Origin of the sequence: Delftia sp. WSY_22 (genome assembly GCF_043104185.1) — a bacterium.
Classification (GTDB): Bacteria; Pseudomonadota; Gammaproteobacteria; order Burkholderiales; family Burkholderiaceae_C; genus Comamonas; species Comamonas tsuruhatensis.
On the sequence record NZ_JBICKN010000032.1, the window covers coordinates 175,975 to 198,677 of the forward strand.

Genomic DNA, 22,703 nt, shown 5'->3' on the forward strand with positions numbered 1-22,703 from the left:
GCAGGGCTGCCAGCCTCGCACCGATGCAGTCCTTGCGCAAGAGGCGGCACATGGAGCCTGATGCAGGATTCAATGATTCATAAATCAAATCCTTGCTTGGTTTTAATGAATTGGACTTGAATCATTGACGCCCGCACCATGGCGGCGAGCGCTGGATACACAGCGCCGCTTTCCATAGGAAACAGGAGACAAGCAAATGAAGCATTTCCCGTTGCGCAGGGCCCTGGCCCTTGGCGCTCTCAGTGCCATGGCCGTCGTTGCAGCGCCCGCTGCGCAGGCCCAGGGCAGCTATCCCTCCAACCCCATCACCCTGGTCGTGCCGTTCGCGGCCGGCAGTGGAACCGATGCCGTGGCGCGCGTGGTGGCTACCCGGCTGGGCGAGCGGCTCAAGCAGCCCGTGATCGTGGACAACAAGGCCGGCGCCAATGCCCAGATCGCCGCCAACCATGTGGCCAAGGCCAAGCCGGACGGCCACACGCTGTTCATGACCACCAACACCTCGCACTCGGCCAACCCCTGGCTGGTCAAGGGCCTGAAGTACGACCCGGTAAAAGACTTCACGCCCGTGGCGCGCGTGGGCGAGCTGCCGTTCGCGCTGCTGGTCCACCCCTCCGTTCCTGCCAAGACCGTGCAGGAACTCATCGACTACGCCAAGGCGAATCCCGACCGCCTGTCCTACGGCACGCCCAACAGCACCTCGCTGGTGGCCTCGGAAACCTTCAAGTACGTCACGCACGCCCAGATCACCTCGGTGCCCTACAAGTCCAGCCCGCAGGCGTTGACCGACCTCATGGGCAACCAGATCCAGGTCTACGTGGCCGACCTGGGTTCGGCCTGGGGCACGATCAAGACCGACCGCGTGCGAACCCTGGCCGTGACGGCGGCCAAGGGTTCCACCCTGCTGCCCAATGTGCCGGCCATCGGCAAGACGCTGCCGGGCTTCGACATCACGTCGTGGAACGGCATCTTCGGCCCGGCCGGGATGTCGGTCGAGATCACCGAGCGGCTGAACACCGAGCTGCAGGCCATCCTCAAGGACAAGGCCGTGCAGGAGCAATTGGCCCAGGTCGGCTTCGAGGTCTGGCCCACGGCCACGCCTGCCGAGTTCGCCACCTATGTGAAGGACCAGATGGCCCGCTGGGGGCAACTGGTCAAGCAGGCGGGCATCGAGGCGCAGTGAAGGAGAGCCGCATGGAACAAGCGCAGCAAGGGCAGCAAGGCCCTCTTGCAGGGGTGAAGGTGCTGGACATGACCTCGGTGGTCATGGGCCCCTTTGCCACCCAGATCCTTGCGGGCCTGGGGGCCGAGGTGATCAAGGTCGAATCGCCCGAGGGCGACAACATGCGTCACGTCGGCCCCATGCGCAACCCCGCCATGGGCCACATCTTCCTGCAGGCCAACCAGGGCAAGCGCTCCGTGGTGCTGGACCTCAAGCAGGGCGCCGCGCGCGAGGCCCTGCTGCGCCTGGCCGAAGGCTGCGACGTGCTGGTCAGCAACGTGCGGCCCCAGGCCATGGCGCGCCTGGGCCTGGCCTACGAGGACGTGGCGGCGCGCAACCCGCGCATCATCCACGTGAGCTGCTGCGGCTTCGACCAGCGCGGCCCCTACGCGGCCCGGCCCGCCTATGACGACCTCATCCAGGGCGCCACCGGCGTGCCCTGGCTGGCGCAGCAATACGGCGGCGGCGAGCCGGCCTATGCCCCCATGACCCTGGGCGACCGCGTCACCGGTCTGCACGCGGTCTACGCCGTCACTGCCGCCCTCTATGCGCGCGAGAAGACCGGCAAGGGCCAGGCCGTGGTCGTGCCCATGTTCGAGGCCATGAGCCAGTTCATCCTGGGCGACCACATGGCGGGCCTGTCGTTCGAGCCGCAGCTGGGCGGCCCCGGCTATGCGCGCCTGCTCACGGCCCACCGCAGGCCCTATCGCACCAGCGACGGCCACCTGTGCGTTCTCATCTACAACGACAAGCACTGGCACAGCTTCTTCAACGCCATAGGCCAGCCCGAGCGCATGGCCGAGCCCATCTTCGCCACCCACAGCCAGCGCGCGCTGCACATCGATGCCGTCTATGCCGAAGTCTCGCGGCTGATGGCAGGGCGCACCACCGCCGAATGGCGCACGCTACTGGACGCGGCCGACGTGCCCAACATGCCCATGGCCTCGCCCGAGGACCTGATCGCCGACCCCCAGCACCAGGCCACCGGCTTCGTGCACGAGATAGACCACCCCAGCGAAGGCCGGCTGCGCACCACGGCCAGCCCCACGCGCTGGAGCGCCACGCCGCCCGCAGAACGCGCCGCCCCCGCGCCGCGCCTGGGCGAACACACCCTGCAGGTGCTGCGCGACGCGGGCCTGACCGAGGCCGAACTGGCCGCCCTGCAGGCCAGCCGCGCCTGCAGCCAGGCTGCCGCGCTGCAAGACGCCCCACCACAAACACAAGCACAAACACAAACAGAAGGAAACCGCCCATGCCCCGCTACCTGATCCGTGAACAAGACGTGCCCGGCTACAGCCCCGCCAACCACCACGGCACCGTCAACCGGCGCCTGGTCAGTGCTGCCAACGTGGGCGCGCGCCACATGGAGCTGGTGCTGGGCACGCTGGAGCAGGGCGGCGGCGCGCTGCCCCATGCCCACCCCGGCATGGAGCAGGCCTGCTACCTGCTGGCCGGAACGGCCGAAGTGGAAATCGACACCCCGGACGGCAAGGAACGCTTTGCCATGCAGCCCGGAGACACCTGCTTCTTCCCCGAGGACTGCATGCACATCTTCCGCGTGACCAGCCCCGAGCCCGTGCGCCTGCTGGTCTTCTACAGCCCGCCGTACGGCGAGAACCCGGAGCGCGTGCGCCGACCGGCAGCCTGAGCGCCGTCACCCCACAGACACAACAAGCGAACAGCTACAAGCAACGGAGAACACACCATGGACTTTCTGTGGAACGAAGAACAGGAACAGATACGCGACGCCGTCGAGCGCGCCTGCGCACCCTTCGATGCCGACTACTGGCTGCACAAGGACCATGAAGGCGGCTTCCCGCACGACTTCCACAAGGCCCTGGCCGACGCGGGCTGGCTGGGCATTGCCATGCCCGAAGAGTTCGGCGGCGCGGGCCTGGGCATCAGCGAGGCAGCGCTCATGATGCACACCATCTCGGCCACGGGCGCAGGCCTGTCGGGCGCCTCGGCCGTGCACATGAACATCTTCGGCCTGCACCCCGTCGTCGTCTTCGGCACGGACGAGCAAAAGCGCCGCTGGCTGCCCCCGCTGATCGCGGGTACGGACAAGGCCTGCTTCGGCGTCACCGAGCCCAATGCGGGCCTCAACACCCTCAAGCTGCAGACACGCGCCGTGCGCGATGGCGACGTCTACGTGGTCCATGGTCAGAAAGTCTTCATCTCCACCGCCCAGGTCGCCAACAAGATCCTGCTGCTGGTGCGCACCAAGCCCGTGGAAGAGTGCAAGGGCACGGAAGGCCTGAGCCTGTTCTACACCGACCTGGACCGCGAACGCATCGAAGTGCGCGAGATCGACAAGCTGGGCCGCAAATGCGTGGACACCAACCAGCTGTTCATCGACGGCCTGCGCATCCCCGCCCAGGACCGCATCGGCGAAGAGGGCAAGGGCTTCTCGTACATCCTGCATGGCCTCAACCCCGAACGCATCCTCATCGCCGCCGAGGCCGTGGGCCTGGGCCGCGCCGCCCTGGCGCGCGCCACCCAGTACGCCAAGGAGCGCGTGGTCTTCGACCGCCCCATCGGCCAGAACCAGGGCATACAGCACCCGCTGGCCCAGGCCTGGATGGGGCTTGAGGCGGCCCACCTCATGGTGCAAAAGGCCGCCTTCCTCTACGACAGGGGCCTGCCCTGCGGCGCCGAGGCCAACGCCGCCAAATACCTGGCAGCCGAAGCCTGCGCCAAGGCCTGCGAAACTGCCATCTTCACGCACGGCGGCATGGGCTATGCCAAGGAATACCACGTGGAGCGCTACATGCGCGAATCCTGGATCCCGCGCCTGGCGCCCGTCAGCCCGCAACTCATCATGTGCTTCATCGCCGAAAAGGTATTGGGCTTGCCTAAATCGTATTGACCCCCTGAGTCGCTTCGCGCCTTCCCCCTTCTCACTGCGCGGGGGGGGACGACACCCTCGGTGCGGGGCGGCCCTTCCTCAGTGTCTCAAAGTTGAGGTGCGTGGGTTTTGTGGCTGCGAACCATCTGAAGTCCCATGATTTATCAATCTGTATTTCAGAGGTAGCCATGGTGCAAGATGCCATCTCGCTTGCTCCCCATCCGCCGCCTCTCATGAAGACCCACCTGCTGCGCTATTTCGTCGCCCTGGCCGAGGAACGTCACTTCGGCCGCGCGGCCCAGCGGCTGTGCATCACCCAGCCGCCGCTGAGCATGGCGCTCAAGACCCTGGAGCAGGACCTGGGCGCCAGCCTCATGGACCGCGACGCCAAGAACGTGCGCCTCACCCCTGCGGGCGAGGCTTTCCTGGTCGAGGCACGCAAGGTGCTCGCCCAGCTGCAGCACGCGGCCGACGTGGTGCGCGGCGTGGCCGAGGGCATGCAGGGCCGGCTGGACGTGGGCATCACCGGCTCCATGGTCTACCGCCAGGTGCCCGACTTCTGCCGCGCCTTCCGCGCAGAGCGCCCCCTGGTCGAAGTCTGCCTGCACGAAATGTCCACGCGCGAGCAACTGCAGGCCATTGCCAGCGGCCAGATCGACTGCGGCTTTCTCAACATAGGCACCCCGCCAGACGGCCTGCAGACCCTGTCGATCGGCGAGGAACCCTTTGTCTGCTGCCTGCCCGCCACGCACGCGCTGGCGCAGCAGCCCGACATCGACCTGCGCGAACTGGCCCGCGACACCTTCGTCATGTTCGCCCGCGAAGTGGCCCCGGCCAACTACGACAACGTCATCGCCTGCCTGCAGCAGGCCGGCATCCACCCCCATACCCGCCACGCCGCGCGCCAGTGGCTCACCGTCATGGCCCTGGTCTCGGCAGAGCAGGGCGTGGCCCTGGTGCCCAGCTGCATGCAGCGCGTGGGCATGAACGGCGTGGTGTTCGTGCCCCTGCGCGGTCCGCAGCAGGCCATGACGCCCGCCGTCATGGCCTGGCGGGCGGACCAGCCTGCGGCGGTGCTGCAGGCGTTTATTGAGAGGGTGAGGGTGATGGCAGAGGGAAGCCGCAGGGTTTCAGCGCAGGGATAGGCGCCCGGAATCTACAGACCCCCATTGCGCCAACTCCAGCGCCAGCCGCGCAACTCAGTCCGATGGCACAGCGTCTGTACTGCCCAGAATCTCCGCCACCTTGAGCGCCAGCGCCTCCAATGTGAACGGCTTGGTCAGAAGCTGCGTACCGGGGTGCAGGTTTTCCTGGCTGAGCGGAGATGCCTCGGTGAATCCGGTGATGAAGAGCACCGGCAGGTCGGACCGGGCCAGGCGTGCCTCGTCGGCCAGCTGCTTGCCGTTCATTCCGCCGCGCAGCCTCATGTCCGTGATCAGCATGTCCACCCGGGTTCCGGCACGCAGCACCTGCAGCGCGGCGGCTGCATCTGCCACGGCAAGCACCGTGTAGCCCAGGTCGACAAGCGCCTCGTCGATGAGATGGCGGATCGGGGCTTCGTCATCCACGACCAGCAAGGTCCTTTGGGCAGGAACGACCACGTGCCTTGCCGTATCGACCGCGCGTTCTGCAACGGGCGCGGCGTCGCACCTGGGCAGATACAGGCAGACTGTGGTGCCCTGGCCCGGCTGGGAGAAGATCCTGACCGCTCCTCCCGATTGCCGCGCGAAGCCGTAGATCATCGACAGCCCCAACCCTGTTCCATGGCCCACCGGCTTGGTGGTGTAGAACGGCTCGAAGGCGCGCGCAATGGTCTGCTCCGACATGCCGGTGCCCGTATCGGTGACGCACAGCGACACATAGCTGCCCGGCGGAAGGTCCCACTCCCGGGCTGCCGCCTCTTCAAGCTCGATATTGGCTGTCCTGATGGTCAGCCGGCCGCCTTCGGGCATGGCATCGCGGGCGTTGATGCACAGGTTCAGGATGGCGTTCTCCAGCTGCGTTCCATCGATTTGCGCATGCCACAGATGGGCTGCCGGCACGATGTCGATGTCCACGCTGGCGCCCACGGTCCTGCGCAGCAGGTCCTCCCAATCGGCCAGGAGCGCGGCCATATCGGTGGGCTTGGAGTCCAGGATCTGCCGGCGCGAGAACGCAAGCAGCCGCTGCGTGAGCGTGGCGGCGCGCCGCACCGCCCCCTGCGCTCCATGGATGAAGCGCGTGAGGTTGTCCACCTGGCCGCGCGCCAGCATCCGCTGCAGCAGCTCCAGATTGCCCATGACGGCCGCCAGCAGGTTGTTGAAGTCGTGCGCAAGGCCACCCGTCAACTGGCCCACGGCCTCCATCTTCTGCGACTGGCGCAGTTGCTCCTGCACCTTGGCCAGCGCTTCGGCCTTGGCCATTTCGGAGGTGATGTCGCGGCCCACCGCATTGATGCGGCCTGCCGCCGAACGGGTGGACCAGGAGATCCAGCGGTAGCTCCCGTCCCGATGGCGGTACCGGTTGTCAAACCGGGCATGCGCCATGCCGGTGGCCAGCTCCTGCGTCTCCTGGATGGTGCGCGCCAGATCCTCCGGATGGATGAGATGAAAAAGCGTGGTGCCCAGCAGCTCGTCTTCACGCCAGCCCAACACCTCGGTGCAGGCCGGGTTGACCGCAGTGATGATGCCCTCGAACGTGCAGCGCATCATGATGTCGGAAGACAGCTGCCACAGCGCGTTGCGGTCGGCCGTGCGCTCTGCCACCTGTTCCTCCAGCGTGGCATTCAAGCGCTCCAGCGCGGCCTGGGCCTGCTTGCGCTCGGTGATGTCGGAGGCCGCTCCCAGCCAGCCGGTGATGGCGCCTGCGGCATCGAACAGCGGCACGGCGCGCGAGAACGCCCAGCCCACGCTGCCATCGACCCGGTTCACCCGGTGCTCGATCACGTAGTCCGTCTTCGTGCGGATGGCCCGCGCGATCTCCGCGCGCACCAGGTCGCGGTCCTCCGGGGGGATGTAGTCTTCCAGCCAGTTCGTGTTGGACGCCTGCGTGTCGGGGATGAACCCGCCGCCTGCCAGCTGGTGCAGCTCGCTCCAGTCCGCACTGATGGAGTAGCGCACTTCCGAGGAGGCGCGCACCAGCGCATCCAGCCGCTCCTCGCTCTGGCGCAACATGTCCAGCGCCCGCCGTTCCGCATCGATGTCCAAAATGGCGATGGCCGTGGCCACGACTTCCTTGTCCGCATTGCGCAGCGGCACCCCGAACACGCGCGTCCATACCTCGAGCCCCTGGGGCGTGTCATAGACACAGTCAACGCCCGGCACCACCAGCTCACCGCGGAACGCGCGGGCGGCCACAAACTGGTCGCGGGGAACGGGCTTGCCGTCCTTGTCCCAACTGCGCCAGCGCCCGCGGTCTTCCTCGGCCGACAGCAGCGAAGGGATGGGGGTGTCCGGCAGGAAATGGCGGTAGGCCGGGTTGGACATCAGCACCTTGCCACCCTTGCCCACCAGGCACAGGCCTATCGGCAGATGCTCGATGAAATCCGAGAACAGCGTCTTCTGGTCCGCGACCTGCGCATCGAAAGGGTCCTGATCGCTGGCGCCCGCGCCCTGTACGGCGCTGGCATGGCCCGCCGTGGCAATCGCCAGCTGCGCCCGCAGCCTGGCGTTTTCCTCGCGAAGCAGGGCAATCTCTTCGGACTCTTGGATCATGGGGGGGATGGGGCGGGGCGTTGGGTGGAGGAGAGGGGGCAGCTCGCCGCTGGCGGGGACGGCGATGCTGCCTGGGGATCATAGCTGTGACTGCTGGTGCGACCGATGTTGAGGCGCAGTCCTCGGTGCGGCAATTCTTGTGGGACTTCGCCCTCCCAGGGACTATGGGGTTGAACTGGCCGTGCAATGGGCTGAATTTGGGTCCCCAATGACCGATGAATCGGTCGACGAACGCTCGAAATGTTCCATTGAAAATATGGAAGTCGAGAAACTTATTTAGAAAATGGCAAAAGAATGCATATTTTCGCCAATTTCTCGAATATGAATCAAACAAATCGGCAATGAATGATCTGCCCCGTCGTGCAGGCCATGGCTGAAGGGTGGCGGCGGTAGGGCTTCCCTGCAGGAAACGTGCCGCAGGCACTGCCGCTGCTGTGACTTTCATGTCACACAGCACAGCTGTCACGAAGAATACTTATGTGTTGCCTAGAGTTCCCGCAGCGGTGGCAGGAGGCTACCGTCATTCTCATTCATAAGTTCGGTTCGTATCTCGCCAATGAAAAATCAAAAAACGTGCTCGCGTATTCTGGGACTCGCGATGGGCACATTCTTCGCCTCTTCTTCCAGCTTGGCCCTGGCACAATCTTCCGTCACCATTTTTGGTGTGGTGGACGTCGGTGTCACCGTTGCCAAGTCCGGCAGCAACAAGCTCAATGCACTGAACTCCAGCCAAGGCAAGACCAGCTTGCTTGGCTTGCGCGGCACGGAGGACCTCGGCGGCGGCAACCGAGCTCAGCTCTGGCTTGAAGGCGGCCTCAACCCCGATGTCGGCTCTGGCGGCAGCAGCGGCTCCCTTGGCTTCGAGCGCCGCTCCACGATCGGGCTGAGCAACAATTCCTGGGGTGAAATCCGGCTGGGTCGCGACTACACCCCCAGCTACAACATCTTCACCGCTTTCGCGGGCCCCGACACCACCACCGGTGTGCAGGCCAATCTGTTCCAGACGATCCGCCAGACTGCCTATAACGCCGCCAGCCAAAGCGGAGTGGTCGACCGCACGCGCATCAGCAACGCTGTGGGCTACTTCCTGCCGAGCGACCTGGGCGGTGTCTATGGCCAGTTCTCGGTTTCCTTTGGCGACGAGAACGCCTCCGGCTCTGGCGCAAGCAAGGCCCGCAGGTACATAGGCGGCAACCTGGGCTATCGCTCGGGCCCGCTGAACGTTGGTATCGGCTACGGCAGGATCGACGGCACCGCGGCCGTGGCTTCGCCCAGCGCCATCGCTGCAACCAGCGATCTGGAAGACCTGGTGCTGGGCGCCTCGTACAACTTCGGCAGTTTCCTGCTCAATGGCGGATACAACAGCCTGAAGTGGGAGCCCGTCAACGGCGCAACCTCCGGGAAGGTGGACGGTTTCTACCTGGGCGCGACCATCCCCATGGGGCAAGGCAGCTTGCGCATCAAGTACGCCAGCGCCAAGTTCAGCGGCAACGCCTCTGCCCTCACGCGCAGCGGCGGCAAGGCCGACAAGTATTCGATCGGATATGTCTATGACTTCTCCAAGCGCACCTCTCTGTACGCAGGGCTGGCGCGTGTCAACAACAAGAACGGTGCCAGCGTCGGCCTGATCGGCGGCCCTGCGGGTGTGGCCAACGCCGGCTCGACCGGTGTGGATCTGGGCATCAGCCACTCGTTCTGAGCGGCGCAGCGCCTTTTCCAGAAACGAAGCCTTCAAGCTTGGGCAGGCCCTTGCCACGCAGGGCCTGCCGATCTGCCTATCTACCTGTCAGGCTTGCTTCTTCTTCTCAAGACCTACTCGCCATGCGACCCCCCACTTCTTCTCCCTGCCTGATGGCAGTGATCGCCGCCGCGGCTGCCTTGCTGAGCGCCTGCGCCGACACCCGCCCGCTCCAGGCCGCCGGCTCCGAGACGGTGACGCAGACCACCGGCGTCGGCAGCATCCGCGCCACCGTCACGCGCCAGGACGTCCAGTTCGACGACAGGTTCTATTTCCCCTACGAAGGCCAACACCCCGCCACCAAGGCCGATTTTCCCAAGGGCTTTCTGCCAGCCTACGGTTCGGGCCTGGCCTTGAAGGGCAGGCGTGCCGACGGCACGCTGGAGTTCTACGCCATCACCGATCGCGGCCCGAACGCGACCACCGGCCCGGTCACGCAGATCACCGACGGCTCCAATCCCGCGGGCTTTGCCAGTTCCACGGTGTTTCCTTCGCCCAACTTCACTCCGTCCATCGGCGTGATCGCCCTCGGAAAAGACGGAGCCAGGCTCGTCTCCACCCTGCCGCTCAGATTCAGCGCCAGACAGAATGCCAACGGCCGCGTGCAGCCACGGGGCATCACAGGCAACACGGGCGAGCAAGTCCTGGACGACACCTTCACCTATCCCGGCAAGGCCAAGGGCTACAGCGAATTCGGCCTGGACACAGAATCCGTGGTGGTGGATGCCGCACGCAATGCGCTGTGGGTGTCCGACGAATACGGACCCTTCATCGTGAAGATCGACCCGGCGACCGGCATCATCCAGAAGAAATACGGGCCCGGCACCGGCGCGGCCGATCTGCCGGCCATTCTCGCCAAGCGCCGCGCCAACCGTGGCATGGAGGGGCTGAGCATCGATGCGGCCAGCGGCAAGCTGCACGGCTTCCTGCAAAGCCCCCTGGACGACGGCAAGGCCGACTACACCACCGCTGCCGTTGCCGACGCCACTGGCAAATCGGAGAACATGCGCGACTACGCTCGCTTTGTGCGTTGGGTGGAGTTTGACCCGACCACCGAGAAAACCCGCCTGTTTGCCTTGCCCGTGGACAGCCGCTGGTACAACCAAGGCAAGACCGGCAATGCCAAGCTGGGTGATGTGGTCTCACTGGGCAAGGGGAAATTCATCGCCATCGAGCAAGGCACGGGCAAGAACAAGAAAGTCTTCAACGACCTGGTTCTGATCGAGTTTCCGGCCAACGCCACCGACATCACCGCGCTGGGCTCCGACCTGGAAAAGAGCAGCCTGACTGGCAAGCCGGTCAATGGCTCGGACTATTCCAAGGTCGTGACGCTCAAGAAGACCCGGCTCTTCAACCTGAACGCCACCGGCTGGGTGGCCGAGAAGGCCGAAGGCCTGGCGCTGGTCGATGACTACACGCTGGCGCTGACCAACGACACCGACTTCGGTGTTTCGCTGGCCGTGCTGGACGCCAGCGGCAAGGAAATCGAAGGCTCGAACGTCACCAAATGCATGGTGGACGCCGAAGGCAAGATCGTGAAGGACGGCCAATGCGCCAAGGGCGCGGCGAGCCTTCGCTTCACCACCAATGACGTCAACGACCGCACGCAGCGACTGTGGACCTTTAAGTTCAGCAAGAAACTGAGCGAATACGGCGCTCCCTGAACGACTGCGACTGCTTGGCATAGGCAAGACAACGGGGCCAAGGCGATCCAGGGCGGTTCGTCCAGCGCGAAGGCGCTGCGACGGGCCGCAACGCTGATGTCGCCTCCTCTGGCATCTGCACGGAGCAGCGCCGCCGTTGCGGCGAAAGTGCGGGGTTGCCGCAATGGCTGGACCTTTCGACCTCCAGCAGTCTTACGGCATTGCCCAGAGCGGTAGTCGTCGAGTGCGTAGATGGCAGGCATACGTCCGAGCCGATCACTTTCACAATCAAATCCTCCTCTGCTTGGTCATTTCAGAAGCGCCTTCAAATTCCATGCTGGTTTCCGCGTGAGTCGAGGAAATTCAACAGAGAGCCGTTCAGAATCCAATTCCGGATTTTCGATGGCTTGGGATTGGCCAGTCATCGAATTCCTGAAGAGATAGTGCGTGCGGTATCCTCAGCCGCTCTGTGGAGGAGAAGAAAGTGGCGGTACTGATTCCTGCGATGGGGGCGTGCGTTGGGCGCATGACGCCTGGCGAGCGACGGCTGGCCGAGCGGTTGGAGCAAAAGCTCGAAGACGATTACATGCTTTGGTATGACGTGCCCATCGGCCCCAAGCAGACGCATCCTGACTTTGTCGTCATTCATCCACGCAGGGGCGTTCTGATTCTTGAGACTAAGGATTGGCGGCTCGAGACGGTTCAAGAGGCGACCAAACAGGCCTGGACGCTCATCGTGGATGGAAGGCCCAAAGTCGTCATCAATCCGGCAGCTCAGGCGCGACACTGCGCCATTCAAGTGGTCAATGCGCTGGAGCGGGATCAGCAACTCATTCACGGCGAAGGCCCTCATCAGGGAAAGCTGGCATTTCCCTGGGGCAGCGGCGTGGTGTTCACCAACATCACGCGCAAGCAGTTTGAAGAATCTGCACTGGACCAGACGATTGATGCGCATCTGGTCATCTGCAAGGATGAGATGCTGGAATCCGTCGATTCGGAGGCTTTTCAGCAGCGCCTGTGGAACATGTTCCCCCACGCTTTCGGCAAAGCCATGTCGGTGCCGCAGCTCGAGCGCACACGGTGGATCATGTTCCCGCAGGTGCGTGTTCCGGTGCAAGGCAGCCTTCTGCCGGAAGACGCGGACGAGCTGCCGGACATCATGCGCGTCATGGACTTGCAGCAGGAGCAACTCGCGCGCAGCCTGGGCGATGGGCATCGCGTGATCCACGGAGTTGCCGGCTCAGGCAAGACCATGATTCTTGGCTATCGTGCTGAACACCTGGCCAAGACCGCTTCGACCAAGCCCATCCTCGTGCTCTGCTACAACGAGCCCTTGGCCGTGAAGCTCAATGCCTGGTTTGCGGCCAAGGGCCTGGCCGACCGGGTGCATGCCCGCAACTTCCACAGGTGGTGCCGCCAGCAGTTGGTGGCCTATGGCCAGACGCTACCCGCTCAGGGCCCAGGCATGTTTGATCAGATGGTGGAGTTTGTGATTCGCGGCGTGGATCGGCAACAGATTCCGTCCGGGCAATACCAGGCCGTGATGGTCGACGAGGGGCACGACTTTCAGCCTGAATGGCTCAAGCTCGTCACCCAGATGGTGGACCCCGAGACCAACAGCCTGTTGATCCTGTACGACAGCGCCCAGAACATCTATGGCAAGAGCAAGGCGCGTGGCTTCAGCTTCAAGAGCGTGGGAATCCAGGCCTCTGGGCGCACGACCATTCTCAAGATCAACTACCGCAACACCAGGCAGATTCTGCAAATTGCCAACCGCGTCGCCGCCGAGTTCCTGCAACCCAATGCCCAGGATGATGACGGTGTTCCGCTGGTGCAACCCATCAGCTGCGGCCGCGAAGGGCAGGAGCCGCTGATCGTGCGCCTGCCGAGCTTGCGGGACGAGCCCGCCAAGATCGCCGAGCTGCTGGCTGCGGCGCATCAGGAAGGCCACGCCTGGGGTGACATGGCCATCCTGTGCCGCGATCACGACTCCATGAACCAGTGCGCCATGGCACTTGGCCGCCGAAAACTGCCGCATCGCGTGCGACATCGTTCAGGTGACTTCGATCCACTGGCCGACACCATCAAAGTGATGACAATGCACGCCAGCAAGGGATTGGAGTTCCCAGTCGTGGCCGTTGCAGGAGTGGGGCAGATGCCGCGCGAAGGCGAAGATGCGGCGGACGAGGCCAAACTGTTCTATGTGGCTGCGACGCGGGCGACACAAAAACTGGTATTGACTGTGGCGGGTGAAGGGGCGTTTGCGAAGGCGCTGGTGAATGCTGGGTGAGGGCGAGGTGAATACGGGTTGAGGGCAGGGCGAGGAGGGGCACAAGTCCGTGGTGCGGTGGTCAGGGCTCCAGGCGTGGTACCAGTGGCGTTGCACCCGCAGCGCATTCTTGAGGATGGCGCTGCGATCCGAAAAGGATGTTGTGCCTATCACCCTTCCCACTCGGATGTGCACGCCATCTTGCCACTCGGCGCATTGCGCAGGCGGTTCAGGAAATCCAGCTGGCTTTTGGCCGTTTGATTCCCTTTTGCCACGGCTTGCCGCAGCCAGTGCACTGCTTCGCAGCGATCCGCTTTCACCGCGGTGCCATACAGGGTTGGACCTGCCAGAAGAATCCATGCCAGTGTTTCCTGGGCTTGTGGCTCGCCATCCCGGGCCGCCTGGCGCAGCAACGCGAGCATGGAAGCGTAGTCACCCGCAGTCTGGGCCTCCAGGGCCAGTTGAAACCGCTGCTCGGAAGTGGTGGCCATGTCCAACGGCAGCGGTGCCGCCTGCGCCAGCGCGCCGGACAGGGCCGCTGCGATGAACAAGCCATGCCGTGCATGCCGGGCCAGCGTGGCAATTGGGGTGGCAATTGGTGTGGCAATTGGTGTGGCAATTGGGCGGAATTCGAATCGCATTTTTGTCTCCACTTGAACTGAGTGGCCCCATCGTCTTCGCAATCCCGGTCCCTGAAAATTCGGAATTGTCAAAGGCGCCCTCAGGGCCACCCAGAGGCTGATTCGAATCGGCCGTGCAGGCCCGGCGCGCACGGCTTCAGCCCATGAACCCCAGATCGACGGGATACGCCGACCCGCCGAAGTTGCCGATGTGCGGCAGCACCCCCGCCAGCTCGGTATTCGCCACGCCGAACCAGCGCGCCAGGGTGGCGGCGTACTGGTCCACGGCAGTGCTGGGCAACAGGCGCCCCTGTCCGACATGCCACTGGTCCTCGCTGCCGCTGCCGTTTCCCACGCTGATGGGCGGCGGCGCGCCATAGAAGGACGCGCCACGCACCGCGCCGCCCACCACGAAGTGGTGGCTGCCCCAGCCATGGTCGGAGCCGTCGCCGTTGGAAGTCAGCGTGCGGCCGAAGTCCGACGCGGTGAAGGCCGTGACCTTGTCGGCCACGCCGAGTTCGGCCGTGGCGTTGTAGAAGGCCGTCATGGCGCTGCTCACCTTGTCGAGCAGCTGCGGCTGGTTGGCGATCAGGTTGTCGTGCAGGTCGAACCCGCCCAGCGAGACGAAGAACACCTGCCGGCGCGTGCCCAGCGCGTTGCGTCCGGCGATGAGCCGGGCCACCACCTTGAGCTGGTCGGCCAGCGGGTTGTTGGCAGGGAAGGCGGTGGACAGGCTGGCGCTGGAGAGGGCTGAAGAGATCTGCCCCTCGGCACTGATGGAGCGCTGCGTGACGCGGGCGTACTCGGCCTCCATCGCGTGGCTGCCGGCCGTCTGCACCAGCTCGCTCAACAGGCCGCGCACGGCGGTCGATCCATAGACGCTGGTGCCCTTGACGGCGTTGATGGGCACGGCGCCGCCCGGGCTGATCTGGTACTGCAGCGCCTGGTCGCCCGAGAGAAACACGGCGTTGCCCGTGGCCGAGATACAGGTGAAGAGCGACGTGGCGTTGGACGACAGCGCCAGGTCGCCCAGGTTGCCGCCCCAGCCCAGGGTGGAGCCTTCTGCGCCCTGCGACTGCCACACCGACTGCTGGTCGTTGTGCGAGAAAAGCTTGGGCGGCAGCGGGTAGCTGCGCCGGTCGCCGGTGGCATATTGGGCCCGCGTGAGCGGCACCAGCAGCGGGCCGACGTTCAGTTGCACCGCAGCGCGGCCCGCGTTGAAGAGGCCGGCCAGGCCCGTCATGGATGGGTGCAGCGCGTACTGCATGCCACCGGCCAGCGCCGTGCGGGGCTGCAGCAGCGTATTGCCCAGCGCGGCGCGGGCCAGGGCAATGCCACCGGCCGTGCCATCGCTGTTGCCGCCGCGGATGGCGGAGTACTGCCCGTAGCGGGTGCTGTCGTAGGGCACGACGGTGTTGGCGTAGTCGCAGCCGCCATAGAGGAAGACGCAGACCAGCGCCTTGTAGTCGCTTGCCTCGAAGGCGGCGGCCTCGCCCAGCGCGGCAAGATTCAGGGCGAAGGGCAGGGCGGTACCGGCGGCGGCCAGTTGCGTGCTGCGGCGCAGGAATGCGCGGCGCGTGTGGCGGGCGGGGTCGATGAAATTCATGGAGATGTCGCTTTGCTTTGCAGACGTTCGGTCACTTGTTCGGTCACTTCTGCACCAGATATTCGGGGCTGGCCATCACCAGCAGTACGGCGGCTGCCACGCGGTTGAGCTGGGTGGCGGTGTTGCTGGTGGCCGTCACCGGCGTGGCATTGAGCGCTGCCACAATGCGCGCCTGCGTGGCGGCCGATACCTGCCCTGCCGACAGCAGCAGCGCCACCTTGCGCACCAGCGCGGCGGCGTCGGCCACCAGGGGCAGCAGGTTGGCGTAGCTGCAGGTGATGTCGAAGCCGTTGGCTGCGCTGCTGCCGCCCTGGGGCAGGTCTGGCGCGTTCACGTAGTAGCCGAAGCGGATCACGTTCTGCATGAAGTTCAGGTAGCCGCTCACGCTGGTCTCGGTGACGATCTGGAACTCCGGCGCCACCTGGCCCGTCGTGGCCAGGGGCGTGGAGGGCGGCACGTAGCCCGGGCGGAAGAAGTTGAACACCGAGCCCGAGCGCATCGGGCTCTGGCCCAGGCGGGTGGCCGGTTCGCTCAGGTTGTCGATCTTCCAGGTGCCGCGTGCCGACCGCAGCCCGAAGGTGCGGCCCCACTGCACGAAGCGCACCATGGGCTCGCGCAGGCGGCCGTACTGGGGGCTGGCAAGCCCTGCCGCGCCGCGCGCCTCCGGGTCCAGCAGCACGGTGGCGATCACGGCGCGCAGGTCGCCACGCGTGCCGCTGCCGTTGTCGGCGAAGGCGGCGGCCACGCGCCCCACATAGGCAGGGCTGGGGTTGCTGGTGACCAGGCGCTGGATCAGCTGGCGCCCGATGAAGGGCCCCACGTTGGGGTGGTTGAACAGCGTGTCCAGCGCCGCCTTCAGCGCCGCTGGCCCCGACGTGCCCGCAGCCACGGTAGTGCCCAGAAAAGTGGCGGCCAGCGTGGAATGGCGCGCGGCGTTGAAGGCCATGGGCAGCAGCGCCTGCTGCAGCCCCGTCACCGTGCTACCGCTCAGGTTGGTGGGCTGGTTATTGCTGGTGTCGTAGTCGTAGCCGGTGAAGACGCGCGCCAGATTGCTCACGTCGGCTGCCGAATAGGTGTCGATGCGGTTGCCGCTGCCGTCGCGCTGCTCGGTGCCGTCGGGGTTGAGGCGGTAGAGGCCGATGGTGAACAGCTGCATCACCTCGCGGGCGTAGTTCTCGTCGGGCTGGCGGCCGCTGCGGGCGTCTTCCTTCTGGTTGCCGCGCGTGCTCAGGTAGATGCCCATGGCCGGGCTGAGCGTGACGGCCTCCAGCAGCGTGCGGAAGTTGCCGAAGGCATGCTGGTTCAGCAGATCCCAGTAGCCGGAGGCCAGGAAGATGCTCCAGGGCTGCTCCAGCCCCGTGGTGGAGACCACCATGATCTCCGACAGCGCCAATGCCACACGCTTGCGCACGGCGTCGCGCTCCGTGAAAAGCTGGCTCCAGAGCATGAAGTCGGAGGGATACGAGACGTTGTCGTAGCGCGTGCCGGCCTCTGCCACGCCGTAGCCGCGCTGCATCAGCCAGGCCGTGCCCGTGGTGTCCACGGGCAGCGCGAACTGCTCGGCCAGCCAGGGGCCGTAGCCCTTGGCGCGCAGCGCTGCGATCTCCTCGTCGGTGGCCGAGAACTGCGCCTGCAGCAGGAAACGCGCGGCTTCTTCATCGCTGGCGGGGGTGGCCGTGGTGCCCGTACCGGTTCCGCCACCAGGGCTGGCGCCCGTGCCGCCAGTGCCGGTGCCGGGGGCTGAATCGCCCCCACCGCCCCCGCAGGCCACCAGCAGCGCGGCCGCAAGGGAGGAGGCCAGGGCGGGAGGAATCAGGGAGCTCTTCGGTTCGTGGCCGAGGTGGCCGGGCTCTGCGCAGGCAGGCAAGGAATCCGCGGGCGCGCGGTCGGGCGGCTGCAGCGTGGAGGCTGCAGCCTGTGGTGTGGGGTGCATTGTGGGCTTTCAGGCAGAGGCCGGGGCGTGGCAACGAACTGCCTCGCTCTTCGGCGCGTGGCGCAGAGTGTTCCAAGGATTTCGGAGGTGCGCAGCCATCTTGCAGCCCAAAAGCGTGTCAAGACGTTATACGGCGCAGGGGCTACAGGGGGCTGTATGCAGGGTTGACGCTGTGGAGCCTGGGCAAAGCCCGATGTGGGCCGCTTGCCTGCCGGTGTTCTGAGGGGATGCGCAGCGTTGTGCGGGTGCAACCATGCGGGCGGATTGTCATAGGGCTTTCTCCTGCTTCAGGCTGAAGAATGCTGCTTGACGTCTTGGGGCCGTACACCTGAGCGCGGTGCGTCTGCACGGTGCCGCGTTGCCGAGCGGTATCTGTCGCCTTGTGTTCGCATGGCAAGGCTCCTGAACGCTGCACGCAGGCTCAGACGCACCAGGGATGCCAAGGCCAGGCAATCCTTGGGTTGCCAGTGCGTGTAGGGTGAAGTCATTCGTGCAAGTTACCTGGATCTCAGATGTTGCACTTCGTATTTGACACCACCGTAAATCCACTGTGCAAAGACAATGACAAGAATCTTCTTTATGTTGGTGGCGATCATGATTTCTGGCACCACGTCTGCTGATGAGAAAAATTCACCACCAATCCAAGATTTGCAAGAAATAAAGAGATCTGCAGATGAATTCTTGATTGGGAAAAGCAGGCAGAAGAGAACGCAATTCACTGCTGTTCGAGTCAATCCAAAAATAATAGTCGAACAGTGCGCTGTTCCACTTGAATCGGACTGGGCATCTTCAGACAGTGGAGTTCTAGGAAAAAGAGTTCAAGTTTTCTGCAGATCGACATTGCACGACAAAAAGGGTTGGCGTGTTCTGGTGCCAATTGCAGCGTCAGCCACACACAAGAATTAGAGTGAAATTCTATGCGTCAGGATGATTGGCTATCGCGCAAACGAAGGACGATTCCAAGAGGCGCTGATGCCGCTCAGCAGCGCTGTCGTTGTGGCGCAGTGCCACTGGATAAGCCCTAGGTTGTGGCAAGGGCTGGTACGGACCACCTCGCTCGTCGGGGGTCAATGTCGGGACTTTGCGCGGCTTTGGAGGCGTTTTCTGGGAAGTTGAGGTGGATGGAGCGAGTGATATGGGCCTGAGCGATCCATGACCACCGGACTTTGCCCATTGCTAGCTGTCGGAAGTCGACCCAAAGCGGAATTTCGCTTCGAATGGTTTTGAGAAACCGCACATTATGGTTCATAACTCAGTATTGCACGGGCAACCGCTCTGTTACATTCTGGGTCTCCAGCAAATTCACTGAGCGCACGGGCAAACGGGGCGTTATCAACCCTCTTTATTTCTTGCAATTCCGCTGGTGAAAGTTGGTCATTTCTCCCTGTTCGAATTTCACGGTTCATCTTATCTCTCAGGCGTTGAGTTCTAGGGGATGCATAGTAAGCGATGACGTCCCGTGCCTCGGAGCCAGACACATACCTTCGCGCGAATGGCAGAGCAGCATCATTAATTAATTTGTTCGAAATAAATGACAACTTGGGGCAGAGGGCAATGTAGGCTGCTGTCCTAGATAAATTATTTTCAGGAAGACACCCTCTGGCTAGACTCGCTTTCGCGATTTCCGCATATCCCATAACTTCAAGCATCTGCGCCCAAGGTTGCTGTTGCTCATTGTCCGCTGCGCTTAAGCTGCCTGTAATGGTTGTAATAACGAAAAATGCAATGATTCGCAATTTTTTCATGAGTGGCTCTCGATAGGAATTTTGATCACTGCGGAAAACAATGCCCCCATGCATGCAATGGTGGAAAAAATAGACAGCAGGTTTTGTGGTTACAGGCGTTGGATTTTAAACCAAAGGCATTTGGGCACGACCTTCGATGCTCAACTCCAATTCAGCAAGATATTTCAGCATGTGTCTGCTCCTGGCCGGCAACAGTCCTTCACTAGATACCGCTTTCACTTCTTTCTACTCGTCTACCAACCTCACCCACCACATCCCCAGGCGCAACCCCCAACACCTTGCACAGCTTGAAAACAGACCGAAGGCTCGGACATTTGCTACCAAGCTCCAACTGGCTGATGTAGTTGCGCGCCAGCCCGGCCTCTGCGGCAAGGGCTTCCTGGGACAGTGCGCGTTCGTTGCGTAGTTCACGCAACAGGCTTCCAAAGGCTTTATCAAGTTCTGTCATGAATGCTCACTAAAGTGAGCAAAGCTTCCGGGTTTGCGTGCGAATGGTCTTCCACCTATAGTTGGAGTTTTGTAAAGCAGCGATGGCGCTTCCAGCAGATGGGCGTCGCATTTGCCCAGTGATCTTGGGCGCTGAGCAACTCTCGACTGGAGCGCAGATGGAGCAGCAAGTCTTGGCCACCACACCCCCACCCAAACTCGAAGACTTCGCCATAGACGCCGTCCTGCACATGGGCGCCGCGCTGGATGTGCTGGACCTGCACGCTCGCCACAAGGTCACGGCCATCAATTGCGTATGCCGCGATCTGCTGCGCATCTACTACGTGAAGGCCGATCAGGCGCAGTCGCTGGAGCCGCAGGACAAGGAACTGGTGGGCCTGCTGCACGACACGGCGGTGAACCTGGGCTATGCCATCGAGGTGGTGGAGCATCTCAATGGCGATGAGGCCGACGACCCCATTCTTTATGCCGTGAGCTATCTGCTCAGGGCGGCGAAGCGGTTTGCGGATGAGGGGGTGTCGGTGGCGTTGGCCTGAGGAGTGCTGCAGGCGCGGATGGCCTGCGGACATGGCGGGAGCGAGGCAAAAAATGTGCGAAAAAAAAGCGCGCCTCATGCTGAAGCGCGCTGTCGGGTTGGGGTCGAGACTCAGTCCTTCTTGGCCCGGATGACTTCGCCGCCCACGGCGTCGATCTTGACTTCCATGAGCGTGCCGTTGGCCTGCAGCACTTCGACCTGGTAGCTGGTCTGGCCCCAGTGGGAGTCCAGTTCCGCGCTGACGGGCGTGCCCGGAGTGTGGCGGGTGGCGGCCTGGATGGCTTGCTCTATGGTGGATTTGGCCTTTTCCAGGCGCTGGCGGTCCTTGCGCTTGGCGGCGCCGTCGTTCTTGTGCTGGGCGGCTTGGCCGGTGATGGCGTTGACCCAGACTTCCACGCTGTCGCCGGCCGGGGTGATGACTTCGATTTCGTAGCGCGGGCCCATGCCGTCGCCGTCGTCCAGCTGGGCTTCGATGGCCTTGCCGGGCACGGCCTGGGTGGCGCGGGTGATGGCCTGCTCCAGCGGGATCTTGGCCTGGCTGGTGATGGTCTGCCATTCGGCCACCGATTTGGCTGCGGCGGGCAGGGCGGCGGTGGCGCAGGTCAGGGCCAGGGCGATGGAGAGGGCGGCAGTGCGTGCGAACGGGGCAGGCTTCATGGGTGTGGGCTCCTTCCGGGAATGGGGTTGGACAAGACAACGGTCGGGGCCATTGTCTCTACCGTCCCGGAGAGCGGTTGTCGGAGAGGGCGCCCTTTGCCCCCTCCGGTGTGCTGCGGTTTGATCCAGCGCAAGCTCTGCGGTCAGAGGCCCAGCACCTTGGCCACGTAGTCGGCGTCCTTGTCGCCCCGGCCTGAGAGGTTGATGAGGATGTGCTGGTCCTTGGGCAGGCCGGGCGCCACGCGCATGGCCCAGGCCACGGCGTGGGCGCTTTCCAGGGCGGGGATGATGCCTTCCACGCGCGACAGCTGCATGAAGGCGTCCAGGCATTCCTTGTCGGTGACGGATTCGTACTGCACGCGGCCCAGGTCCTTGAGGTAGCTGTGCTGCGGGCCCACGCCCGGATAGTCCAGGCCCGAGGCAATGCTGTGCACGGCAGCCGGCGTGCCGTCTGCGTTTTCCAGCACGTAGCACTTCATGCCGTGGATTTCGCCGGGCTTGCCCATGCTGAGGGTGGCTGCGTGGCGGCCGGGCTTGTCCGTGCCTTCGCCCGAGGGCTCCACGCCGACGAGCTTGACCGAGGCATCGCCCAGGAAGGCGGTGAAGATGCCCATGGCGTTGGAGCCGCCGCCCACGCAGGCGGCCACGTGGTCGGGCAGCTTGCCGTGTTTGGTCTGGAATTGCTCGCGCGCCTCGCGGCCGATGATGCTCTGGAAGTCGCGCACCATCATCGGGAACGGGTGGGGGCCGACCACGGAGCCGATGGCGTAGATGTAGTCCGTGGGGTTGGTGAGGTATTCCTCGAAGGCGCTGTCCACGGCCTCCTTGAGCGTGGCCGCGCCGCGCGTGACGGGCACGAGCTTGCAGCCCAGGATGCGCATCTTGGTGACGTTGGGGTGTTCCTTCTCGATGTCCACCTGGCCCATGTGGATCTCGCAGGGAATGCCCACCAGCGCGCAGGCCGTGGCCAGGGCCACGCCGTGCTGGCCGGCGCCGGTTTCTGCGATGACCTTCTTCTTGCCCATGAACTTGGCCAGCAGGGCCTCGCCCAGGCAGTGGTTGATCTTGTGGGCGCCGGTGTGGTTGAGGTCTTCGCGCTTGAGGTGGATCTGTGCGCCGCCGAGCTGCTCCGACAGGCGCCGCGCGTGGAAGATGGGGCTGGGGCGGCCCACGTAGTCGGCGAAGAGCTGGGCCAGTTCCTGCTGGAAGTCTTGGCGTTTGGTGATTTCGGCGTAGGCGGTGTTGATGTCGTCCATGGCCTGCTTGAGGTGGGGCGGGACCAACTGGCCGCCGTAGGGGCCGAAGTAGCCTTCTGCTGTGGGCATGGGGGAGAAGGTGGGGGGTGTAGTGGTCATGGTTGCTTGTGTTCGTTGTGATGGATGACGCTCTGGCGATTCAGGGTAGCCGTGGCAGCTTACGCAGGGCTGTTGGGGGTGGCCGAGAGAGAAAACCCCGGTTGGATTGACCGGGGTTTCTGGTTTTTGGCCCTGCCGGGTGGTTGTTTTTCGAGGCCGGGTTTCGGCCCGGCAGCCGACTGCCCTTTCTTGATTCGCCAAGAAAGGTCAGATCAAAGAAGGCGACCGGTACGACTCACACTCATAGGTGACACATCAGTACAAGGACATGGGTAACAGATCCAAGCTTGGCAGCTGGAGCCAACAGCAGCCAAGGAGCGATCACCATGCCCTGGAAGGAGTGCGCACCCATGGACGAGAAACTGCTCTTCATAGCCGACCACCTGCGCGGTGGTG

The 22,703-nt window shown here is 64.0% G+C and carries 18 protein-coding genes; 10 read left to right on the forward strand and 8 right to left on the reverse strand.

The window, feature by feature from the left end; all coding sequences use genetic code 11:
- Positions 1-196: 196 nt before the first annotated feature.
- The 5 genes from ACF8NF_RS17840 (at position 197) to ACF8NF_RS17860 (ending at position 5,212) form a co-directional block, all read left to right on the forward strand.
- Positions 197-1,180, forward strand: a complete 984-nt coding sequence (locus tag ACF8NF_RS17840; protein ID WP_392450991.1) for a Bug family tripartite tricarboxylate transporter substrate binding protein — start codon at positions 197-199, stop codon at positions 1,178-1,180.
- Between the two features lie 11 nt (positions 1,181-1,191).
- Positions 1,192-2,487 (forward strand): CaiB/BaiF CoA-transferase family protein, encoded by a 1,296-nt coding sequence (locus tag ACF8NF_RS17845; protein WP_016445983.1) that lies wholly within the window; start codon positions 1,192-1,194, stop codon positions 2,485-2,487.
- The gene (locus ACF8NF_RS17850; RefSeq protein ID WP_016445984.1) at positions 2,472-2,867 is read left to right on the forward strand and encodes a cupin domain-containing protein; all 396 of its coding nucleotides are present in this window, start codon (positions 2,472-2,474) and stop codon (positions 2,865-2,867) included. The genes ACF8NF_RS17845 and ACF8NF_RS17850 overlap by 16 nt, the downstream gene beginning before the upstream one ends.
- Positions 2,868-2,924: 57 nt before the next feature.
- Complete coding sequence (locus ACF8NF_RS17855) at positions 2,925-4,088, forward strand: acyl-CoA dehydrogenase family protein (protein ID WP_043821830.1); 1,164 nt, start codon at positions 2,925-2,927, stop codon at positions 4,086-4,088.
- Positions 4,089-4,255: 167 nt separating this feature from the next.
- Positions 4,256-5,212, forward strand: coding sequence for a LysR substrate-binding domain-containing protein (locus ACF8NF_RS17860; protein ID WP_392450992.1), 957 nt, complete (start codon positions 4,256-4,258; stop codon positions 5,210-5,212).
- A gap of 54 nt (positions 5,213-5,266) precedes the next feature.
- On the opposite strand, the gene ACF8NF_RS17865 is transcribed toward ACF8NF_RS17860, so the two are convergent.
- Entirely contained in the window at positions 5,267-7,759 is a 2,493-nt protein-coding gene (locus ACF8NF_RS17865; protein WP_392450993.1) for a PAS domain S-box protein, read from the reverse strand.
- A gap of 598 nt (positions 7,760-8,357) precedes the next feature.
- Between ACF8NF_RS17865 and ACF8NF_RS17870 the strand changes: the two genes are divergently transcribed.
- The 3 genes from ACF8NF_RS17870 (at position 8,358) to ACF8NF_RS17880 (ending at position 13,430) form a co-directional block, all read left to right on the forward strand.
- Complete coding sequence (locus ACF8NF_RS17870; RefSeq protein ID WP_252652352.1) at positions 8,358-9,458, forward strand: porin; 1,101 nt, start codon at positions 8,358-8,360, stop codon at positions 9,456-9,458.
- A 122-nt stretch (positions 9,459-9,580) separates the two neighbouring features.
- Positions 9,581-11,161: an esterase-like activity of phytase family protein gene (locus ACF8NF_RS17875; protein WP_252652353.1), complete on the forward strand. Its 1,581-nt coding sequence runs from the start codon at positions 9,581-9,583 to the stop codon at positions 11,159-11,161.
- Between the two features lie 505 nt (positions 11,162-11,666).
- Positions 11,667-13,430: a DEAD/DEAH box helicase gene (locus tag ACF8NF_RS17880; protein ID WP_392450999.1), complete on the forward strand. Its 1,764-nt coding sequence runs from the start codon at positions 11,667-11,669 to the stop codon at positions 13,428-13,430.
- 149 nt (positions 13,431-13,579) lie between these two features.
- On the opposite strand, the gene ACF8NF_RS17885 is transcribed toward ACF8NF_RS17880, so the two are convergent.
- The 3 genes from ACF8NF_RS17885 to ACF8NF_RS17895 form a co-directional block, all read right to left on the reverse strand.
- Complete coding sequence (locus ACF8NF_RS17885) at positions 13,580-14,050, reverse strand: sel1 repeat family protein (protein ID WP_280048341.1); 471 nt, start codon at positions 14,048-14,050, stop codon at positions 13,580-13,582.
- Positions 14,051-14,186: 136 nt separating this feature from the next.
- Positions 14,187-15,635 (reverse strand): DUF1501 domain-containing protein, encoded by a 1,449-nt coding sequence (locus ACF8NF_RS17890; RefSeq protein WP_016454742.1) that lies wholly within the window; start codon positions 15,633-15,635, stop codon positions 14,187-14,189.
- Positions 15,636-15,678: 43 nt separating this feature from the next.
- On the reverse strand, positions 15,679-17,568 hold the full coding sequence (locus tag ACF8NF_RS17895; RefSeq protein ID WP_392450994.1) for a DUF1800 family protein: 1,890 nt from the start codon (positions 17,566-17,568) through the stop codon (positions 15,679-15,681).
- 561 nt (positions 17,569-18,129) lie between these two features.
- On the opposite strand from ACF8NF_RS17895, the gene ACF8NF_RS17900 reads away from it, so the two are divergent.
- A complete protein-coding gene (locus ACF8NF_RS17900; protein WP_392450995.1) occupies positions 18,130-18,474 on the forward strand; it encodes a hypothetical protein in 345 nt (114 codons plus the stop codon).
- A 332-nt stretch (positions 18,475-18,806) separates the two neighbouring features.
- On the opposite strand, the gene ACF8NF_RS17905 is transcribed toward ACF8NF_RS17900, so the two are convergent.
- Together ACF8NF_RS17905 and ACF8NF_RS17910 are read right to left on the reverse strand one after the other, a co-directional pair.
- The gene (locus tag ACF8NF_RS17905) at positions 18,807-19,313 is read right to left on the reverse strand and encodes a hypothetical protein (protein ID WP_155524726.1); all 507 of its coding nucleotides are present in this window, start codon (positions 19,311-19,313) and stop codon (positions 18,807-18,809) included.
- Between the two features lie 202 nt (positions 19,314-19,515).
- Entirely contained in the window at positions 19,516-19,761 is a 246-nt protein-coding gene (locus tag ACF8NF_RS17910) for a helix-turn-helix domain-containing protein (protein ID WP_203399410.1), read from the reverse strand.
- Positions 19,762-19,990: 229 nt separating this feature from the next.
- Here ACF8NF_RS17910 and ACF8NF_RS17915 point away from each other — a divergent pair, with 229 nt between their 5' ends.
- Positions 19,991-20,296, forward strand: coding sequence for a hypothetical protein (locus ACF8NF_RS17915; RefSeq protein ID WP_313282609.1), 306 nt, complete (start codon positions 19,991-19,993; stop codon positions 20,294-20,296).
- Between the two features lie 110 nt (positions 20,297-20,406).
- On the opposite strand, the gene ACF8NF_RS17920 is transcribed toward ACF8NF_RS17915, so the two are convergent.
- Both ACF8NF_RS17920 and trpB read right to left on the reverse strand, forming a co-directional pair.
- The gene (locus ACF8NF_RS17920) at positions 20,407-20,952 is read right to left on the reverse strand and encodes a PepSY domain-containing protein (RefSeq protein WP_016445999.1); all 546 of its coding nucleotides are present in this window, start codon (positions 20,950-20,952) and stop codon (positions 20,407-20,409) included.
- A gap of 143 nt (positions 20,953-21,095) precedes the next feature.
- The gene (gene trpB / locus ACF8NF_RS17925) at positions 21,096-22,307 is read right to left on the reverse strand and encodes a tryptophan synthase subunit beta (RefSeq protein WP_392450996.1); all 1,212 of its coding nucleotides are present in this window, start codon (positions 22,305-22,307) and stop codon (positions 21,096-21,098) included.
- Positions 22,308-22,703: the final 396 nt, after the last annotated feature.

Coding starts and splice junctions, on each gene's coding strand:
- ACF8NF_RS17840 (WP_392450991.1), top strand. CDS start 197: ATGAAGCATTTCCCGTTGCGCAGGGCCCTGGCCCTTGGCGCTCTCAGT.
- ACF8NF_RS17845 (WP_016445983.1), top strand. CDS start 1,192: ATGGAACAAGCGCAGCAAGGGCAGCAAGGCCCTCTTGCAGGGGTGAAG.
- ACF8NF_RS17850 (WP_016445984.1), top strand. CDS start 2,472: ATGCCCCGCTACCTGATCCGTGAACAAGACGTGCCCGGCTACAGCCCC.
- ACF8NF_RS17855 (WP_043821830.1), top strand. CDS start 2,925: ATGGACTTTCTGTGGAACGAAGAACAGGAACAGATACGCGACGCCGTC.
- ACF8NF_RS17860 (WP_392450992.1), top strand. CDS start 4,256: ATGGTGCAAGATGCCATCTCGCTTGCTCCCCATCCGCCGCCTCTCATG.
- ACF8NF_RS17865 (WP_392450993.1), bottom strand. CDS start 7,759: ATGATCCAAGAGTCCGAAGAGATTGCCCTGCTTCGCGAGGAAAACGCC.
- ACF8NF_RS17870 (WP_252652352.1), top strand. CDS start 8,358: ATGGGCACATTCTTCGCCTCTTCTTCCAGCTTGGCCCTGGCACAATCT.
- ACF8NF_RS17875 (WP_252652353.1), top strand. CDS start 9,581: ATGCGACCCCCCACTTCTTCTCCCTGCCTGATGGCAGTGATCGCCGCC.
- ACF8NF_RS17880 (WP_392450999.1), top strand. CDS start 11,667: ATGACGCCTGGCGAGCGACGGCTGGCCGAGCGGTTGGAGCAAAAGCTC.
- ACF8NF_RS17885 (WP_280048341.1), bottom strand. CDS start 14,050: ATGCGATTCGAATTCCGCCCAATTGCCACACCAATTGCCACACCAATT.
- ACF8NF_RS17890 (WP_016454742.1), bottom strand. CDS start 15,635: ATGAATTTCATCGACCCCGCCCGCCACACGCGCCGCGCATTCCTGCGC.
- ACF8NF_RS17895 (WP_392450994.1), bottom strand. CDS start 17,568: ATGCACCCCACACCACAGGCTGCAGCCTCCACGCTGCAGCCGCCCGAC.
- ACF8NF_RS17900 (WP_392450995.1), top strand. CDS start 18,130: ATGACAAGAATCTTCTTTATGTTGGTGGCGATCATGATTTCTGGCACC.
- ACF8NF_RS17905 (WP_155524726.1), bottom strand. CDS start 19,313: ATGAAAAAATTGCGAATCATTGCATTTTTCGTTATTACAACCATTACA.
- ACF8NF_RS17910 (WP_203399410.1), bottom strand. CDS start 19,761: ATGACAGAACTTGATAAAGCCTTTGGAAGCCTGTTGCGTGAACTACGC.
- ACF8NF_RS17915 (WP_313282609.1), top strand. CDS start 19,991: ATGGGCGCCGCGCTGGATGTGCTGGACCTGCACGCTCGCCACAAGGTC.
- ACF8NF_RS17920 (WP_016445999.1), bottom strand. CDS start 20,952: ATGAAGCCTGCCCCGTTCGCACGCACTGCCGCCCTCTCCATCGCCCTG.
- trpB (WP_392450996.1), bottom strand. CDS start 22,307: ATGACCACTACACCCCCCACCTTCTCCCCCATGCCCACAGCAGAAGGC.